A 16,054-nucleotide genomic window follows, 5' to 3' on the forward strand; every position below is an offset into this window, starting at 1 on the left:
TCCATCGCGCTGAATGTTGGACTCAGGGACATCACTAATCTCAAAATGGGTATTCATCGGTGTTCTCGTTGCGCTGCTTTACGCGCTCTATTTAACACCAAGCCGGGAGCAGAGGCATCGCCCAAGGCGATGCAACGTCTTCAGGCTTTGCTGGCCGCCAGGTAAGCGCCAAGGCGTTGTCCCATTTGCTCGCCCAAGGCTTGCAGGCCACTCAAGGGACGAACCATCACCTCAAACTCAACGATTTTTCCTTGTTCGTTGAACCGGATCATGTCGATGCCCTTTAACGCTTTCCCGCCGACGTTGGCGCTGAACTCCAGGACGACGCTCAACCCGTCTGCGGTCGACAGTTCCCGGTGGTAGACAAAATCCTCAAATACCTCGATGACCGTGTTGAGAATCATCGATACCACGGCCGCACCCGGGTAAGGCGTGTGAGCCATCGGGGAGCGGAATATCGCCTGTGGGTCCAACAAACCGGGCAAGGCGCTCAAGTCACCCTTGCTGATCATGTTGTGCCACTGGTTCAGGGACTCTGCGGCTTTGGGATGCAGTTTCAGTTCAGACATTTTCAACTCCTGTATTTTTGTTGTTTGGCAAACGCTTCGGTGTTGCTCATGCAATGGGTCACGGCTGCGGATTTCTTAAGAGAACTTCAGTGCGTTAATGGTGACCATTGACGCAAGCAGGGATGCTAGAACGTGATTTACCCTGTCATCGATCTGCGATGCACAGTTCCCCGGTGGCGCGTATCAGTGCCTGACCATGCAGACCGTCCTTGATTAGGCTGGATCGTTCTTTGGCTAGCCAGTTCGCGCATTGCGGGTCATTGCGATAGGGCGCGAAGGCGGCGTATTGCTGTAACAAACGGTTTTGCAGCTCATCGAGCTGTGGCCGGATTTGATTGGCGAGGTCTGGCCGCGGCGTGTCAGGCGCCTTGCCAGCCGCTCGCCATTGGGCCACCAGTCCGTACTGCACCAGCTTGTTGGCTTCAATCTGTGCGGCGATCAATTCGGCTACTTCATCCGGGTCCAGTTTGCGGTCAACGGCCAGCTTCCTGGCGTTGGCGATGACTTGCGCTTCCCGGGCACTGTCCTGGATCGGTTTGCCACTGTCCCACTTGGTCAGCGCCACGAGATCAGCAATGCTCAGCCGTTCATTCAACGTCACCAGCAGCGGTTGCAAGCTATCGGGTGCCGGGGAGGGCGCACCGGCCTGCGCGCTGCAGGCGAGTAAACCGAGGACGGCGCAGGTCAACAGTTGCGGTAAGCGTGGGGAGTGGAGCATGGGCAAACCTCATTGGGTACGGGACTCACAATCAAGTGTTATGTATCACAGGTGCGGCGGAGGCATTAAGCAGGGATCGATTTATTTTGTGCACGAAAAAGCCCGGCTTGTCAGGCCGGGCTTTTCGTTGAGTGCTTCGGTAAAGCCATTCATTTATGCAGCGCGGTTTTCGATCAGACGGTCGGAACCACCTTCGGCCACACGGTTTTCGATCAGACGATCCGAACCACCTTCTGCCACGCGGTTTTCGATCAGACGATCCGAGCCGCCTTCAGCGACAACCGGGTGAGCAGAGGTAGCGGCGAAAGCGTTAACTGCAAAAACCGAGAAAGCGATGCTGAGGAGGATTTGGCGTTTCATGATGGTGTGCTCCGGGGTGTAGTTGTTGGGTATGGCGCTGATGTTACGCCGCGGATTTTTTATGAGAACTTCATTGAGTTGATGGTGACTATCGACGCCGGCAATGATCCTCCTGTCGTCGGTTCTGCCGCTCAGCCAGAACCGCAGGGGTATGCTGGACCTCTTGAACTGTCGAGGCTCTCCAGGTCCGCAAGGATTTCCTGCGAGGTTCCCTGCTCTGGTCGAGAGGATAAATCGATGCACGACTATTACGATTTGGGCACCTACAGCCGCCCGGTGACGACCCACTCGTCCCAGGCCCAGCGCTGGTTCGATCGTGGCTTGGTATGGTGCTACGGCTACAACCACGACGAATCCATACGCTGTTTCCAAAAGGCGATCGAACACGACCGCGATTGCGCGATGACCTACTGAGGCATCGCCTACGCTTCGGGCCCCAACTACAACAAGCGTTGGGATGCCTTCATCGAACAGGAGTTGAAAGAGGCCGTGGCCCAGGCCCGACTGGCGACGCAAACCGCGCTGGGACATATCGACGGCGCAACACCGGTGGAACAGGCGCTGATCCGGGCGCTGGAGCAACGCTACCAGGCCGATCAGGCCTCCAGCCTCGACCAACTCTTCGCCTGGAACGATGCCTATGCGGCGTCCATGCGCGATGTCTATAAAGCCTTTCCCGAAGATCCCGATGTCGTTGCGCTGTTTGCCGAAGCGTTGATCGACCGCACACCCTGGCAATTGTGGGGATCTGAAAACCGGTAAACCGGCGCCGGGCGCCGACACGCTTGAAACGGTAGACGTGCTGGAACGGGCGCTACGGCGGATGGCGCAGCACGGCGATGCGCCGCACCCCGGCGTGCTGCACATGTACGTCCACACCCTGGAAATGTCGCCCTACCCGGAGCGGGCGTTGCGAGCCGGCGATGTCCTGCGTGACCTGGTGCCGGATGCGGGACATTTGCGCCATATGCCGTCGCACATCGACGTGCTCTGCGGTGACTACCGTGGGGCCATGGTCACCAATAGCCGGGCGATTCTGGCCGACAGCAAATACCTGGAACAGGAAGGGCCGCTCAACTTCTACACCTTGTATCGATGCCACAACTACCACTTCAAACTCTATTCGGCGATGTTCCTCGGGCAATACCAACCGGCCCTGGAAGCCGCCGATCAACTGATGTCGACCATCAGGGAAGAACTGCTGCGCGTGGAGCAACCGCCCATGGCCGACTGGCTGGAAGGCTTCGTGTCGATGAAGGTCCACGTGCAGATACGCTTCGGCAAATGGCAGGACATCCTCGCCACCCCGCTGCCGAACGACCAGGCGCTGTACTGCGTGACCACGGCGATGCTGCATTACGCCAGAGGCGTGGCGCATGCGGCCACCGGGTATATCGCCGCCGCAGAAGCCGAACAGCGACTACTCCTCGAAGCCTGGACCCGAGTGCCGGACACACGCTACCTTTTCAACAATAAATGCACCGACATTCTGGCGGTTGCCGCAGGCATGCTACGCGGGGAAATCGAGTACCGTAAAGGCAATTACGACGACGCCTTCGCCCACTTGCGCCAGGCGCTGTCACTGGACGACAACCTGCCTTACGACGAGCCATGGGGCTGGATGCAACCGGTCAGACATGCGTTGGGCGCGTTGCTTTTGGAGCAGGGCAGGGTAGAAGAAGCGCTGCAGGCCCATAGAGCCGATCTGGGACTGGACAACACCCTCAGCCGTGCGTCCTGGCATCTGGACAATGTGTGGAGCTTGCACGGCTATGCGGAATGCCTGAGACGACTGGGGCTGGATGCCGAAGCTGCTGCCGCCCAGACGCGCCTTGATCTGGCCATGGCCCGGGCGGATGTGGAGATTAAGGCCTCGTGTTTTTGCCGTGTTGGGACGGGGGGCTGCCAGTGATGCCCGAAAGCGCCGGAGATTGCCTATGGACCGATTGTCTACGTTGTTGTCGCAGTTCGGCGTGCGCGCAAACCTGTTTTACTACGGCAAGCTGTGCGGAATGGCGTCATACGATGGCGCTGACCCGCGCGGGCATATTCACCTGCTGCAGGCAGGCACCGTCACGTTGCAGGGGCTTGATCGCAAGGACTTGCTGCTTACCCAACCCAGTCTGATTTTTTTGCCGCGCCCAAGCCGGCATCGTGTCGAAGCGCAGTTCGACATCAAGCCGGACCGCCTCATCGGCGATACAGCCTACGGTACAGCGCCGATGCTGGCCTGGATGGTGGAGGAAAAAGACATCGAGCCGCATGTACCGGTGTGGGACAAAACCGAGCGCAAGAACGACAGCTTTTCGAGCAACGATTTCCGATGGAATGAAGAGGCTGAGGAATATCTCTGCCCGGCCGGCAACGCATTGCGCAGCGAATGGCGAGCCTTCAAGACCGAGCGCTCGCACGTCACCAAAGCCAACACCATCATCTTCCGATCCAGACAAACCGACTGCACGACGTGTCCGATGAAAGCCAAGTGCTGCCCGAATACTGCGTTTCGTAAGATCGCCCGCAGCATTCATGAAGCGGCTCGTGATGTGGCTCGTCGAATCGCGGCGGCGCCGGAATACGTGCGCACTCGTCACGAACGCAAGAAGGTCGAAATGTTGTTCGCCCACCTCAAGCGCATCTTGAAACTGGATCGCTTGCGACTACGTGGCATGAGTGGCGCGACCGATGAGTTCACACTGGCGGCAGCGGTACAGAACCTACGTCGATTGGCCAAACTTACAACTCAAGGGCCACCCGCCACGGGATAGGTGCGCCTGCTTCATCAAAAAACCTCAAATCAACCCACTGACAAAGCAGCAACGATCAACGAAGGACCGAAAAGCCACTTAACAGTGGTGAATAGGTTCTCTGTTGAAGGCCAAGTTCAGTGTCGCGTTTCCTGAAAAACCGACTTTTTCAACACAATCGGCCGATAGCTGCCCATCGCGAAATGGTGCAATCGACCGGCCCCCTTAAGGTTAGTTAACTCAATCCAGCACCGGGCGCAGGAAAGAGCGTTCATAATTCAGGATAACTCTTCTCTGGGAAGCCTCCGCCACCAATCTGATGCATTCCTCGTCCCGCTCGCCTTTTTTGCGATAGTGAACGTGATGGCACCATGTAAGGATGCGTGCCGCCACCTTCGACACCCGCCTGCGATAGCAGCGTATCCCACTGTATGCGCACGCAATGGTTTTGAAAGGCTTCGAGGGCATCTGCGGCCTGCGCGGTTGAGTTCACTGACAGCTAGTCACTTGGTAGCCGATCGACGAGGAAATCCACTAAAGTCTTCACCCTTCGGATCGGCGTGCCGACGGTAGTGACCCAATGAAGCGACTAAATTTTGTGATGGATCTCCAGCATCCTGAACGTCACTTTTCCACCCTCGCTGGGATAGCCGGTGTTGTCCTGCACATACGCACCGGCTTTGAAATACAGTGGTTTGGTCTTCCAGCTCGGGTCGATGGTGGTTCTCCAGTTGTATCCTGCTGCGCTGATGCCCAGCGCGCCCTTCGGGCTGAGGTGGATCTGGTAGGAAAAGTCGCGGTTGAGCGGCACACCCGTCGCAATGGTAATGACCTGGCCTTCTTCATCGTCGGGACGCATGCGCACCTTGGCGACAATGTTTCCCGTCGAAGTCGACGTTTTGTACTGGTATTCCAGCTTCACCATGGGGCTGTTGCTGTCCTTGTTGTGAATCTGGCCAATCACGATCTTGCCGGTGCTCGGAACCTGATTGACGGCCAGACTCGCGCGCAGGGTGTTATCCGCCGCTGAATACTGCCAGTTGCGCAGCGTTCCATCGCTATAGGTTTCCCGCAACTCGCTACGCGGGTAAATAGCGTTGGCCGTCCTGGAACCGGTCACAGGTGCCCAGAAGGAAAGGGTAGCGGCTTCAGAACTGAAATACTGGTCCTTGAACCCTTGCGCCAGTCGAGGCGTTTCTATGGTGGCCGGTGGGCTGCCTTCAGGGATGCTTAAATTCCAGGTGGCGAGGTCGATCATGTCAAGAATCCTGTATGCGGAGAATGTTGCGGCCACAGTTGCGCTCGAACCTGCGCTATTGAGCTGTGTCAGTTGGGTCTGCTGATTAGGAAATTCGTATGGCGGTAGATTGACGTCAAATGTTCGTCGATGGAGTTATTGCAGGCTTTGTGCCCACGGGCGTAACCGTTAGTCGGCTATTTTGGAAGTTGACGGAACTATTGTGGGTTGGCTTGCGGCAGCGAAGGAACCAAACCATCAGCGGTGGACCGGTCGGCCAGGACGAGTGCATGCACTGGACGAAGAACACGCGCAGAATCTGGTTCTGAATAACCGGCGCGGCGCGCCATAAAGACAGGAGACCGCTCATGAGCGACCGAAGCAATTTTGCGCTGTTGAGCTTTGATCCGGCGTTTGCGTCGTTGCGCGATGGCCTTTCGGTCGCTCAGCAGATTGACGACACACTCTGGGTGGCGAACGACGAAACCACGAGCCTGGAACGCCTGAAAATCCAGAATGCTACGCCCGGCGGCGGCGTAAGGTGCGACGAGCACCAATCATTTCCACTCCTGGAATATCTGGATTTGCCCCTACCGAAACAAGACGCCGAGATCGATATCGAGGGCTTGGCCTATGTCCATGACAGTGGTTACCTCTGGGTGGTGGGCTCCCATAGCCTGAAGCGCAAGAAGGCCGAGGCCGGCACTTCTGCACAGAAGAATATCAAGCGCCTGTCGACGGTAGAGGCGGACGGCAATCGCTTTCTGCTGGCCCGCATCCCTGTGGTGCAGAACGACAGCTATGTACTCGCCAGGAAAGTGGATGCCGATGGACGTACGGCGGCGCAGTTGCAGGGCAACGAAGTCGGTAACGACCTGACCGCGGCGATTGCTGAAGATCCTCAGCTACGCGACTTCCTGCGTATCCCGGGTAAGGACAACGGCTTCGATATCGAAGGGTTGGTGGTGATCGGCTCGCGCCTTCTGCTGGGGCTGCGTGGACCGGTTCTACGCGGCTGGGCCGTGTTGTTGGAGATCGAACCCGAGTTGAACGACGCCTCGTCTGACACGCTGGTGCTGAAGAAGATCGGTCCGGATGGGCGCCGCTACCGTAAGCACTTCTTCGCGCTCAATGGCCTGGGCTTGCGTGACCTGTGCACCCGCGGTGACGATCTGCTGATCCTGGCGGGCCCCACCATGGAGCAGGACGGTCCGGTAACGGTCTTCCGCTGGCGCGGCGGTTTCGCGTCCGACGAGGAACGCGTGGTCTTCACCGATCAATTGGAGAAGGTGCTGGAGGTGCCTTTCGGGCAAGGCAACGATCACGCTGAGGGCATGTGTCTGTTCCAATCGGGCGAGCAGCCTGGGGAGGCTCTGCTGATCGTCTACGACTCTGCGGCGGAGAGTCGTAAACACGGCGATACGGATGTGGAAGGGGACCTGTTCATCCTGGATTAGCCACGCACATCGACATCAACGCGGCCTGTAGATCAGTTTGCCTGGGCTGCTGGTCGCCACCCTCGGACTTGCCGCACTGACCCAGCAGTTCGAGTCGGTCTTCATCGCGGTGAAATGGCTCGGCGTTGCCTTTATCCTGTTCATCGCCTGGAACTTATGGTCAAAGAACACCGAACAAATGCAGGCACCTCCAAAGCGCTCAGCAGGCGCGGGCCTTCTCGCCGGAGCCGTGCTGACTCTGAGTAATCCAAAAGCCGTCGTATTTTTCGGCGCGGTGTTGCCCCATGCATTTGATCTGACGGCTCTGTCCTAGCCAGAAGTCATCTTCATTACCGCGCTCGGCATCGGGATCGATCTCACCGTCCAATTGACTTACCTCGTTACCGCGTCGCGAATCAAGCGGGCCATCCAGTCACCGAAGGCAATGAAGCGCCTGAATAGAACGTCAGCAGGCGTCATGACGGGTTGTGCGGGTTGGGTGGACGTTTGCTGATGGCGGATTTGAGACGCAACCAGTGACCGCTGATGGCCGATTCTGTCGAAAAAGTCGGTCCGCCCAAACGACCTGATCATTGCCTGGTGAAAACGCCTTTTTTGCACGCTGCTACGTGAAATCTGAGTCCCGATGCCTCTGCCGAGAGTAAAGATTTCAATCTCGGACGCATACTTTTCTGCCGCGGAAACCATGGCCGACTTTTTCAACAGAATCGGCCGATTCCAGCCTTTAAGAAAGAGAGGCTACTTGATCTGAAACAGGCGTGAAATCGTGACCAACGCTTTCTCCCCGTCAGCCTCATAGAGGCCAAACAAGGACGCTTGGTCGGTGAGGCGATGCAGGCGGAAATAGTTATAGAAGGCTTGACCCAGGCGCTGCTTCTCGAACATTCCCTGGTTCCAAAGGCCGAAGAATTCGTTATAGGCGGCCTCCTCGATTTCCAGCCCCGGTGTGCTGTCCATTTGAACCTCACTTGATGGTGAACTCTGGCGGGTCCTGCCAAACCGCCAATGGGTGGTGCTTGGGTGGAGGCAACCTACCGACTATGAGCGACGGCTGCCAGTTGCTCGGTATCTACGCGAACAAAAATGGAGTCTCCGATAGCCGTCAGCACAAGATCCTCGGGCCGTCGGATGGGCAGCCAGTCCTTCAGGTTGGAGACGCGCAACGATGGTAGTCGCCGCCCCCATCCTGGTTGGCATCAAGATCGGACTCTCGCGATACGCGAAAGTACACGCTGCGCGAACCGTGGGGTGAGGGCTTCACTCAGTCATCGGGTCTGCCGCTTCCAGGTTACCCAGCAGCCACTCACTGAAGCTTCGCGCCAGCGCATTGTTCTCACTGTCACGATGGGTCAGCATGGCCCAGTTCGGGCCGCGAATGGTTTGCTCAACCAAGGGTTGCAACAATCCTTGGGCGCGCGCCTGCCGACTCAATAACTGGCTGACCAGGGCGATACCGAGCCCCGCGCACGCGGCGTCCAGCAGCAGGCCGGGGTCGGAGAAATTCAGCCCCTGATCTTTCTGGCCGACATCGATGCCAGCCTCCACCGCCCAGTGACTCCAATCCATTTCCCGCTCGCCGTGAAGGGTTGTGCGCTGTTCGCGTGGCAGCGCCAACAGGTTCGGGTGACACGCCGGATAGAGGCGGTCGGCGTGCAGCACCTTGAAGCTGCACTCGGCTTGGGAACTGATGTCATCGCGCACTGCGAGGTCGATGGTCTGGGTGGTCATGTCCGGGACTTCATCGGTACTGAAAATCCACAGATCAACGTCCGGATGCTCGCGGCGAAAATCCCCCAAGCGTGGCAGCAGCCAGTGACGGGCGAATGCCGGGGTGGTGTTGAGCACCAGATGGTTGGGTTTCTGGTATTGCCCAAGGCGGCGAATACCGACGGCCAGTTGTTGCAGCAATGCCTGGGTGGTGCTGAGCAGGTCGTGACCGGCATCGGTCAGGCTGACGCTGCGTCCATTACGAAAGAACAAGGGTTGTTCAAGGTACGCCTCAAGGCTGCGGATCTGCTGACTGATCGCCGATTGGGTGAGGTGCAACTCGGCGACCGCCTTGTGGAAACTGCCCAGCCGGGCGGCGGCTTCAAAGCCGCGAAGGGTGAACTGTTGCTGAAACTTCGCCCGTACATCCGCAAGTTCCAGTCGCAGCCGGTCACCGACCTGGTGAACGGCAACCTGTGCCTGTCGCTCGGCTACCCCACCTCCAATGCCAAGGCACGTCCGAGCGTCGATGCGACCACGCGCAACAACCCGGATATTTACCTCGATGAGGTCACTTACGCACGGCTGATTCCGGGCAAGGACATCCCCCAGTCCGATATGCGGGCGCGCATGCGCACCTGGACCAAGTTCAAGACTGCCACCGCGAAATGACTTCATCAGGCGACGATAAATATGAGTCAGGCCTTGACCCAGCGTTGACGGCTCCAGCTGCTCAAAGTATCGACGGCAAATACCAGTAACAGCATGGCCAGTATCACTGTGCTGGCTTGTGCTTCCTGGAACAGGCTGAGGCTGACATAGAGCATTTGCCCCAAACCACCGGCGCCGACGAAGCCGAGCACACTGGCCATGCGGATATTGTTTTCCCAGCGGTACAAGATGTAGGCCAGTAGCTGTGGCAACAGGTTGGGCAGTGATCCGTAGCAGAACGCCCATACGGCATTGCCGCCCTGCAAGCGGATGGCTTCGGCCGGTTCGGGTGGGGTGTTTTCCAGCGCTTCGGCGAACAGCCGGCCGAGCACGCCGGTGGTGTGCAAGGCCAAGGCCAGGGTGCCGGCATTGGGGCCGAGTCCGGCGGCCAGGACCATCAGCGCAGCCCACACCAGTTCCGGAACCGCGCGCAAAGCGTTGAGCACCAGACGCGACGCGCTCTGCAAAGGCCAGCCGAAGCGCCCGGCCGCGGGCAATGCCAACAGCAGGCCGAATACCGCCGCGAGCAGAGTGCCAAGGGCGGACATGGCGATGGTTTCCAGGGCGCCGTGGCCGATGGCTTGCAGGTGGCCCGAGCTCAGGTCCGGGCTGAGAAAACGCTGCGCATATGCGCCCATCTGCTTCAGGTTACCGCTGCCACCCAGTTCGCCGAGGTCGATGCTCAAGTAGATAAACGAGGCGACCACCGCTGCGCCGATACACAGGAGCAGCACCAGGTTGATCAGGCGATTCATGCCAGCCTCCAGCGCAGCAGGCGGCTGAGTTGATCGGCGAGCAGTACCAGAACAAGAAACGTCAGTAACAAACTGGCCACTTCACCACCGGCGAACATGCGCAACGACAGGTCCATTTGCTGGCCCAGACCGCCGGCACCGACGAAGCCCATCACCACCGAGGCGCGGATTGCGCATTCCCAGCGGTACACCGTGTACGACAGCAGCTCCGCGGCGACATTGGGCAGGATCCCGTAGAAAAAGGCTGCCAGCCGACCGCTGCCAGCTTGCAGCAGCGCGTGGGCCGGGCGCTGATCGACCGACTCGAAAATTTCCGCGTAGACCTTGCCCAACATCCCGCTGTAGGTAATGGCAATGGCCAGCACCCCGGCCGTCGGGCCGAGGCCGACGGCGCGCACGAACAAAAGCGCCCAGACGATTTCCGGCACGCTGCGCAGGAAGATCAGTAAACCGCGTACCGGCCAACGCAGCAGTTGACCCCAATAGCCCGGGTGGCCGGCACGGGAGGCGGCAGACAGCGACAGAGCCCGACTGGCCAGCAGGCTGGCGGGGACGGCCAACAGCAACGCCAGGGCCATGCCGGCCGTGGCGATGGCCAGGGTCTGCAGGGTGGCTTGCACTAACAGCTCAACGAATTCCTCACCATGGGCCGGTGGCCAGAAGGCTGAGACAAACCGGCCCATCTCGCTCTGACTGTCGCTCGCCACCAGCACACTGAGGTCCAACTCGCTGAAGTGGATGCTCGGCCACAGCAAGGCAAGGGCTAGCAAGGTGAGCAGCAGGCGGGGCCGGGTGGCCGGATCTCGGGTATCACGGGTCAGCATCGGGGAATCTGCACACTCAAGGGCGCCGGAGCAATCGGTGGGGATTGCAGTTGTTCGTTGGCGTAGAGCTTGTCGAGCAGCTCGCGGTCGACTTCGCTGGCCGCAAGGTCGAACAGGATCTGTCCGTCACGCAAGCCGATGATCCGCGAAAAGTGCGCCAGGGCCAGCTCCACCGCATGCAGGCTGGCGACCAGTGTGACGTTGTGCTGCCGGGCATGGCGGCAGAGCACCGACAGCGTGTGCTGGGCCAACACGGGGTCCATGGCCGATACCGGCTCATCGGCCAGCAACACCTCGGGCGCTTGATACAACACGCGGGCAATGCCCACGCGCTGTAGCTGTCCGCCGGACAGTTGCTGACAATGCGCGAACAACTTGTCGCTGAGGTCGAGCCTGGCCAATGCCGCGCGTGCGCCCGGAATATCCACCGGATGCAGCAGGTTCAGCAGACTTTTGCCCAGACCCCACTGACCCAGCTTTCCAGCCAGAACCGCGGTGACCACGCGCTGGCGCGGTGGCAGCGGGGGCGCTTGATGGATCAGGCCGATGCGCGCGCGCAGACGCTGACGCTGACGGGCAGACAGCTGCCAGGCGCGCGCGCCGAGCACCTGCAGCTCACCGTTGTCCGGTCGCAGGGCGGTGGCCAGCAGGTTGAGCAGGCTCGACTTGCCCGCGCCGGACGGACCAATGATGGCGACCTGTTCGCTGGCACCGATGTGCAGGTCCACACCACGCAGCGCTTGGACGCCGTTGGCGTGGGTAAGGCTGACCTGGGTCAGATGCAACGTCATTTGAGCAGTTCGGCGGCGCGTGCGGCTTCCTCGATGCCCTTGTAGTTCTCGGGTTTGGTTTCGATGAATCGGCTGGCGGCCTGCAAATCCAGAATCTCCTTGTCCTTCGGCTTCGCCGGATCGAGAGCCAGAAAGGCTGCCTTTATCTTGGCCGCCAACGCCGGGTCGAGGGTCCCGCGTACCGTCCAGTTGTAGTCGTAGTAGGCCGGGGTGGTCGCAAACACTCTGACCTTGGTGGTGTCGACCTTGCCGGCGGCGACCAGTTTTTCCCACACGCTGGCGTTCAGTACCCCGGCGTCTACCTTGCCGGCCTGGACCCAGGCGACGGTGGCGTCATGGGCGCCGGAATAGCCCACGCGACTGAAGTACGTTTCCGGTTTGATGCCATCCTTCAGCATAAAATAGCGCGGCATGAGACTACCCGACGTGGAGGACACCGAGCCGAAGGCAAAGGTCTTGCCCTTGAGGTCGGCGAGGGATTTGACGGCTGGGTCGGCGGTGATGAATTTACTGGTGAACTGGGCGTCCTGTTCGCGCTGTACCAGCGGAATGGCATTGCCGGTTTTCAGGCGGGCCTGCACGAACGTGAAGCCGCCCAGCCAGGCCATATCGATCCGGTCAGTGGCCAGCGCCTCGACCACGGCCGGATAGTCGCTCACGGGTACGAACTCGACCTTCATGCCCAATTGCTGTTCCAGATAGGCACCAAGCGGCTTGAACTTGCGCAGCAGTTCGGTCGGGGCTTCATCGGGAATCGCGCTGACTTTCAGGGTGTCGGCGGCCTGCGCCAACAGGGTGCAAAAAGACAGCGTCAAGCCGACAGCCAATGCCAGGGTACGGTTGAGCATGAAAATTCTCCGGTGCATAAAGTGAGGGTAGACGAAATGGAGTGAAATTGACCGCTTTTGGCCCCATCGTTAGTGCGAAAAGCCTGAAGTTGATCCGGCCAGGATGATCCTTGGGTTAGCGCTTTTAGCTGCCCGAAATCGCCATGTTTCATGACCGCCCGTAACCCTGCATGAGGGTTGGCTCACGCTTCGCTATTCTTGATGACACTACAGGGTTGCAAGTTGAACAGAGGATTGACTGATGAAGATGTTACTGATGGTCGAGTGCCCTAATGAACCCTTCAACTCCCTTGTCAAAGCCGGGAAAGTGGGCGAGGTTATTGAGCGCATCCTGAACAGCATCAAACCGGAGGCGGCGTACTTTACCGAGCAAGATGGCATGCGTGGTGGGATTTTTGTGGTCGACGTACAAGACCCCTCCGACATCCCCGCATTGGCGGAGCCGTTTTTTCTCAACTTCAACGCCAGCTGCAAATTCCGTATCGTGATGAGCGCACAGGATCTGCAAAAGGCCGGTCTGGAGACACTCGGGCAAACGTGGGCGTGCTGAGAGGCCATTTGGGGTCGGTACTGACGGCCCCGATCCGCCTGTTGGTCAGGTCCGTACAGTCCAAAGCATGGTCTGAACCGTGATATGCGGATGACTGACCAAAGGTTCCCATTCATCGATGAAAGAGAAACCCTGCTTTAGATAGAAGTTCGAGGCTCTTGCATTGTCGGGGGAGACATCCAGAAAAACGCGATCATGCCCTTTGCCGATCGCGCGAGATTTCACCGCCTCAACAAGCTGAGCCGCTACGCCAGAACCACGTGCAGCGGGTTCAACCCACATTCCGATCAGGTTATAGCGATTCGTTTGACTGACTCCCGCACCGATCATCCCCACCGGTTTATCGTCCTTGATGGCCAACCAGAATTCCGGTCCGGCCGCTGACGAGGCGCGTTCTTTCCACTGCTCGTCACTGTAATTTGCGGCAGTTTGGTAACTCACACCAAACGCTGTCGGCGTGTCCAAAAGCGCAGCGAGACGGACTTGCTTCAAAAACATCCAGTCTTTGGCTTCCGTCAATCGAATGTCCATGATCTTCCTTAACGATCGCGAAACTTTATCGTCCCATAAGCATGTCGAGGGAAGAAACACCTTGTCGTTGCGCAATGGCTGCTTTTGGCTGTGGATTCAACCGGTCGATGCAACAGACTGGCTAAATCTTTCAGCGGGTGTTTCGTAGTTTAGTTTTTCTTCTTGATTAGTTTGCCCATGTAGTACTTTAGACTGAAACGATCTTTGGGCCTTGGCTTGTAGTGGGTTTTGTTTCTTTGTGCGGGATCGATCACCATGGTCCCTGCGGTGTAGTAATAAAGCGCTATAGATCTGCGCGTGACGTGCTCTGGCGTTGTTAAAGGCTCTGGATGCCCATGATTGCTGTCTTTGTCAGTGTTGAAAATGACACATCGATTGTAAATGGGCAGGACTTTTTTAAGACAGGTTTTCATGTCGACATCCCAAAGTTCAAGGTTACCGCCGTACTCCTCTCGCCAGTCTTCATTCAGATAAATGATGATATTCAGTCTGCGCTCAACATTAAGCTTTTTGTTGAGCCTGAAGTCCGAGTGCACCCCCAGGAAACCACCACTTTTCGTTTCATGCAGACCGCCACCAGCAAAGTAGGGGTCGGGTATCAGACCTTCGATGCCTGTGAGCTTTTCAAGAAATTGCAACATGGGGGCCGAGTTAAAGGCGTTGAAAACAGTCTTCAAAAAGGGGGGGCATTCGTTGGGACTGATTTGACGCTTTAGTTGGCCTTTATAGCCGCGCTCATAGAGCATTTCGTTGTTGGTTGGCTCGATTGGGAAGTGCGAGCAGATACTCGCAATCAGCTCTTCATCCAGGAAATTATCGATGACAATGTGCGGAAATGGCGTGGCCTGAATATAGCGACTGGTCAATGAGGAACCCAAGGCGCTGGCGGCGTTCTGGTCGAAATCAAGCTCCGGGGAGAGGGTCATAGGTAGTGCTTGAGTGATGGTTGCCATTACCGCTCCAATAACTAAATATAAAGACTTGTGGGTGACTTGAAGCAGAGTCCAGCGCCCTGCTCGTTGCGTCTCTTCGTAGCTTAACTTTTGCTGTCGTCTTTCTTCAGGCGCTTAAGGATATTGTTGTACATTTTGGTTCGTCTATGAGTCTTTTCATAGCCGCCAGCCGCTGCGACAGTGCCAGCCTGGATGTGATCCAGATAGCTGAAAATTTTACGCGGCGATAACATTTCAACGACATAGCCAAGCTCGGTCATGCGGTCTTGGAGGGTGTAGCCAGGCACGCGATCATCCATCGAAAAATGCATGTTGTGCTGTTTGATAAGTTTGCAGTTCCACAATGTGCAGAAGCTCTTCAAGTAGACTTCTCTGTACGGTCTCGGTTCTCTGGAACGTAATCCCATGGAGATTTTCATACGTCTGAAATGATGTTGGAACAGGCGTGAGCTAAAGCGCCAAAGTGTTCTGGTAGTGCCGCGATTTATTTGCTCAACACAACCGACGGCTACGGTTTTTTGGTTTTTCAAGCATTTATTCAGCATCATCGGAAAAACATTTTTATCAAAAACAAATGTGTCGGTGTGCATTAGAAATAAATAATCAGTTTCAACTCGCTCCAAAACCAGATCAAGTGCTTTGCCATGCGCGATATGCCCAGGCTCTGGTTCGGAAACAGATCGCTCGATTAAATTGATCCAGTCAAGAGTTCGTAAATACTCAGTGCTTTCATCGGCGGAATAGTTGTCAACTACCCATATCGGGACGCTAAGGCTACCCACATGCTGGTGCAATAAGTCTAAGCATATCTTGGTGATTTCTGGTGTTTTGTAATTGACTATAACTATGCTGAAGTTTTTGGAACTGTCAGCCAGGAAACTAGTGTTGTTCATTGTTCGGGCGCCCATTGATATTGCATGTAATTTTATTGCATATGCAGCTTTCGCTTATTTGTCTGCGCAAAATTTTGCGTGACTATAAAGCACAATTTGTTAAGCCGCTTTGTTGTACATAATAACCATAGCTTACCCGGACCTGATGGAGAGCAGTATATGCGGACTTCATCGTATAAGGATCTGCGCTGTAGGTAAACATCCGTGACTTAATTCGTTACACGTCCCGCTAGCTATCTCCCGCACACGCAGCCTGGTCGCAGGCACGTAGATTACTGTCGATGGACAAATTTAAGAGCGCCAGATATCTCTGACTCGGAGTGGGGCTTTCTGCCCGAACTGGCTCAGTGAACATCTTTGTGTCCTGACAGCCTTGCGATCGGTCCCTCTGATGACCCTGGGACCT

Annotated in this window: 19 protein-coding genes and 3 pseudogenes; 8 read left to right on the plus strand and 14 right to left on the minus strand. The window is 57.2% G+C overall.

The window, feature by feature from the left end:
- Positions 1-140: 140 nt before the first annotated feature.
- From ACMXYH_RS11830 to ACMXYH_RS11840, 3 genes and pseudogenes are all read right to left on the minus strand, one after another.
- On the minus strand, positions 141-569 hold the full coding sequence (locus ACMXYH_RS11830) for a nuclear transport factor 2 family protein (RefSeq protein ID WP_415767166.1): 429 nt from the start codon (positions 567-569) through the stop codon (positions 141-143).
- A 145-nt stretch (positions 570-714) separates the two neighbouring features.
- Positions 715-1,287 (minus strand): chorismate mutase, encoded by a 573-nt coding sequence (locus ACMXYH_RS11835; RefSeq protein WP_415767167.1) that lies wholly within the window; start codon positions 1,285-1,287, stop codon positions 715-717.
- A gap of 156 nt (positions 1,288-1,443) precedes the next feature.
- Positions 1,444-1,647 (minus strand): annotated as a pseudogene (locus ACMXYH_RS11840) (phage infection protein); the annotation flags it as partial.
- Positions 1,648-1,884: 237 nt separating this feature from the next.
- Between ACMXYH_RS11840 and ACMXYH_RS11845 the strand changes: the two are divergent.
- The 4 genes from ACMXYH_RS11845 (at position 1,885) to ACMXYH_RS11860 (ending at position 4,412) form a co-directional block, all read left to right on the plus strand.
- Positions 1,885-2,061 carry a tetratricopeptide repeat protein gene (locus ACMXYH_RS11845; protein WP_415767168.1) on the plus strand — a complete coding sequence of 59 codons (177 nt, stop codon included), beginning with the start codon at positions 1,885-1,887 and terminating at the stop codon, positions 2,059-2,061.
- 75 nt (positions 2,062-2,136) lie between these two features.
- A complete protein-coding gene (locus tag ACMXYH_RS11850) occupies positions 2,137-2,409 on the plus strand; it encodes a hypothetical protein (protein WP_415767169.1) in 273 nt (90 codons plus the stop codon).
- A gap of 61 nt (positions 2,410-2,470) precedes the next feature.
- The gene (locus ACMXYH_RS11855) at positions 2,471-3,559 is read left to right on the plus strand and encodes a hypothetical protein (protein ID WP_415767170.1); all 1,089 of its coding nucleotides are present in this window, start codon (positions 2,471-2,473) and stop codon (positions 3,557-3,559) included.
- A 25-nt stretch (positions 3,560-3,584) separates the two neighbouring features.
- Positions 3,585-4,412: a transposase gene (locus ACMXYH_RS11860; RefSeq protein WP_415767171.1), complete on the plus strand. Its 828-nt coding sequence runs from the start codon at positions 3,585-3,587 to the stop codon at positions 4,410-4,412.
- Positions 4,413-4,980: 568 nt separating this feature from the next.
- On the opposite strand, the gene ACMXYH_RS11865 is transcribed toward ACMXYH_RS11860, so the two are convergent.
- Positions 4,981-5,649: a polysaccharide lyase family 7 protein gene (locus ACMXYH_RS11865; RefSeq protein WP_129436826.1), complete on the minus strand. Its 669-nt coding sequence runs from the start codon at positions 5,647-5,649 to the stop codon at positions 4,981-4,983.
- Between the two features lie 347 nt (positions 5,650-5,996).
- Here ACMXYH_RS11865 and ACMXYH_RS11870 point away from each other — a divergent pair, with 347 nt between their 5' ends.
- Both ACMXYH_RS11870 and ACMXYH_RS11875 read left to right on the plus strand, forming a co-directional pair.
- Complete coding sequence (locus tag ACMXYH_RS11870; protein WP_415767172.1) at positions 5,997-7,085, plus strand: DUF3616 domain-containing protein; 1,089 nt, start codon at positions 5,997-5,999, stop codon at positions 7,083-7,085.
- Positions 7,086-7,122: 37 nt separating this feature from the next.
- The gene (locus ACMXYH_RS11875) at positions 7,123-7,398 is read left to right on the plus strand and encodes a LysE family translocator (protein WP_415767173.1); all 276 of its coding nucleotides are present in this window, start codon (positions 7,123-7,125) and stop codon (positions 7,396-7,398) included.
- A 425-nt stretch (positions 7,399-7,823) separates the two neighbouring features.
- On the opposite strand, the gene ACMXYH_RS11880 is transcribed toward ACMXYH_RS11875, so the two are convergent.
- The 3 genes and pseudogenes from ACMXYH_RS11880 to ACMXYH_RS11890 all read right to left on the minus strand — a co-directional run bounded on the left by ACMXYH_RS11880 (position 7,824) and on the right by ACMXYH_RS11890 (position 9,233).
- Entirely contained in the window at positions 7,824-8,042 is a 219-nt protein-coding gene (locus ACMXYH_RS11880) for a hypothetical protein (RefSeq protein WP_134418621.1), read from the minus strand.
- Between the two features lie 74 nt (positions 8,043-8,116).
- Positions 8,117-8,194, minus strand: a pseudogene (locus ACMXYH_RS11885) (PaaI family thioesterase); the annotation flags it as partial.
- Between the two features lie 148 nt (positions 8,195-8,342).
- Complete coding sequence (locus ACMXYH_RS11890) at positions 8,343-9,233, minus strand: LysR substrate-binding domain-containing protein (protein WP_415767679.1); 891 nt, start codon at positions 9,231-9,233, stop codon at positions 8,343-8,345.
- Here ACMXYH_RS11890 and ACMXYH_RS11895 point away from each other — a divergent pair.
- Positions 9,180-9,464, plus strand: a pseudogene (locus ACMXYH_RS11895) (hypothetical protein); the annotation flags it as partial. The gene ACMXYH_RS11890 and the pseudogene ACMXYH_RS11895 overlap by 54 nt on opposite strands.
- Before the next feature lie 26 nt (positions 9,465-9,490).
- Here ACMXYH_RS11895 and phnE (ACMXYH_RS11900) read toward each other — a convergent pair.
- From phnE (ACMXYH_RS11900) to ACMXYH_RS11915, 4 genes are read right to left on the minus strand one after another with little or no spacing between them, the layout of a single operon-like run.
- Positions 9,491-10,258: a phosphonate ABC transporter, permease protein PhnE gene (gene phnE, locus ACMXYH_RS11900; RefSeq protein WP_415767174.1), complete on the minus strand. Its 768-nt coding sequence runs from the start codon at positions 10,256-10,258 to the stop codon at positions 9,491-9,493.
- The gene (gene phnE, locus ACMXYH_RS11905; protein ID WP_415767175.1) at positions 10,255-11,082 is read right to left on the minus strand and encodes a phosphonate ABC transporter, permease protein PhnE; all 828 of its coding nucleotides are present in this window, start codon (positions 11,080-11,082) and stop codon (positions 10,255-10,257) included. The genes phnE (ACMXYH_RS11900) and phnE (ACMXYH_RS11905) overlap by 4 nt, the downstream gene beginning before the upstream one ends.
- Complete coding sequence (locus ACMXYH_RS11910) at positions 11,076-11,873, minus strand: phosphonate ABC transporter ATP-binding protein (RefSeq protein WP_415767176.1); 798 nt, start codon at positions 11,871-11,873, stop codon at positions 11,076-11,078. Before ACMXYH_RS11910 ends, phnE (ACMXYH_RS11905) begins: the two co-directional genes overlap by 7 nt.
- Positions 11,870-12,721 (minus strand): putative selenate ABC transporter substrate-binding protein, encoded by an 852-nt coding sequence (locus tag ACMXYH_RS11915; RefSeq protein WP_129436820.1) that lies wholly within the window; start codon positions 12,719-12,721, stop codon positions 11,870-11,872. Before ACMXYH_RS11915 ends, ACMXYH_RS11910 begins: the two co-directional genes overlap by 4 nt.
- A 241-nt stretch (positions 12,722-12,962) precedes the next feature.
- Here ACMXYH_RS11915 and ACMXYH_RS11920 point away from each other — a divergent pair, with 241 nt between their 5' ends.
- Positions 12,963-13,271 carry a panthothenate synthetase gene (locus ACMXYH_RS11920; protein WP_134418617.1) on the plus strand — a complete coding sequence of 103 codons (309 nt, stop codon included), beginning with the start codon at positions 12,963-12,965 and terminating at the stop codon, positions 13,269-13,271.
- Between the two features lie 45 nt (positions 13,272-13,316).
- On the opposite strand, the gene ACMXYH_RS11925 is transcribed toward ACMXYH_RS11920, so the two are convergent.
- The 3 genes from ACMXYH_RS11925 to ACMXYH_RS11935 all read right to left on the minus strand — a co-directional run bounded on the left by ACMXYH_RS11925 (position 13,317) and on the right by ACMXYH_RS11935 (position 15,648).
- On the minus strand, positions 13,317-13,802 hold the full coding sequence (locus ACMXYH_RS11925; RefSeq protein WP_415767177.1) for a GNAT family N-acetyltransferase: 486 nt from the start codon (positions 13,800-13,802) through the stop codon (positions 13,317-13,319).
- Positions 13,803-13,951: 149 nt separating this feature from the next.
- Complete coding sequence (locus tag ACMXYH_RS11930) at positions 13,952-14,755, minus strand: 2OG-Fe(II) oxygenase (protein ID WP_415767178.1); 804 nt, start codon at positions 14,753-14,755, stop codon at positions 13,952-13,954.
- 83 nt (positions 14,756-14,838) lie between these two features.
- Positions 14,839-15,648 (minus strand): glycosyltransferase family 2 protein, encoded by an 810-nt coding sequence (locus ACMXYH_RS11935; protein ID WP_134418615.1) that lies wholly within the window; start codon positions 15,646-15,648, stop codon positions 14,839-14,841.
- Positions 15,649-16,054: the final 406 nt, after the last annotated feature.

Origin of the sequence: Pseudomonas frigoris (assembly GCF_047758635.1) — a bacterium.
In the GTDB taxonomy this organism is placed as follows: Bacteria; Pseudomonadota; Gammaproteobacteria; order Pseudomonadales; family Pseudomonadaceae; genus Aquipseudomonas; species Aquipseudomonas frigoris.